The organism is Streptomyces kebangsaanensis, from assembly GCF_001906585.1.
In the GTDB taxonomy this organism is placed as follows: Bacteria; Actinomycetota; Actinomycetes; order Streptomycetales; family Streptomycetaceae; genus Streptomyces; species Streptomyces kebangsaanensis.
Genome location: NZ_JUJA01000163.1, coordinates 69,027 through 69,620, shown reverse-complemented (window position 1 = coordinate 69,620; position 594 = coordinate 69,027). Strand labels below are relative to the sequence as shown.

General features: G+C 74.1%; 1 protein-coding gene. It reads left to right on the top strand.

What is annotated here, in order from left to right; all coding sequences use genetic code 11:
- Positions 1-594: ATP-binding protein (locus RH94_RS45130; protein ID WP_407697390.1), on the top strand; the 594-nt coding region annotated here is incomplete at both ends.

Sequence of the window (594 nt, the reverse complement as noted above, 5' to 3'; positions counted from 1 at the left end):
CCTGCCCCGCCAGCAGACCCTGCGGGCCGTCGTCGACTGGTCCTGGGACCTGCTCGACACGGACGAGCGGGACGTCCTGAGCCGGCTGTCCGTCTTCGCCGGCGGCTGCGACCTCGCCGCGGCCGAGGCCGTGTGCGGCCCCGCCGCCTTCGACGCCCTCGCCTCCCTCGTCGACAAGTCCCTCGTGGTGGCCGCCCCCGCCACCGACGGCGAGATGCGCTACCGGCTCCTGGAGACCGTCGCCGAGTACGCGGGCGAACGGCTCGACGAGACCGGCGGCCGTGCGGAGGCCGAGCGCGCCCACCTGACGTACTACCGCGAACTCGCCCGCACCACCGACTCGTTGCTGCGCGGCCCCGGTCAGCGTGCCGCCATCGGGAGGCTGGAGCGGGAGTACGAGAACCTGCGCACCGCCCTGCGCCACGCCGTCGCGGTACGTGACGAGCAGGAGGGGCTGTGTCTGATCCTTTCGCTCGTCTTCTACTGGCAGCTGCGCGACGCGCGCATCGAGGCCCGCACCTGGTGCGTCGAGGTCATGGCGCTCGGCCCCGATCCCTTCGCCGAGCCGGTCCGGCGCGCCGCCCCGGTATGGCG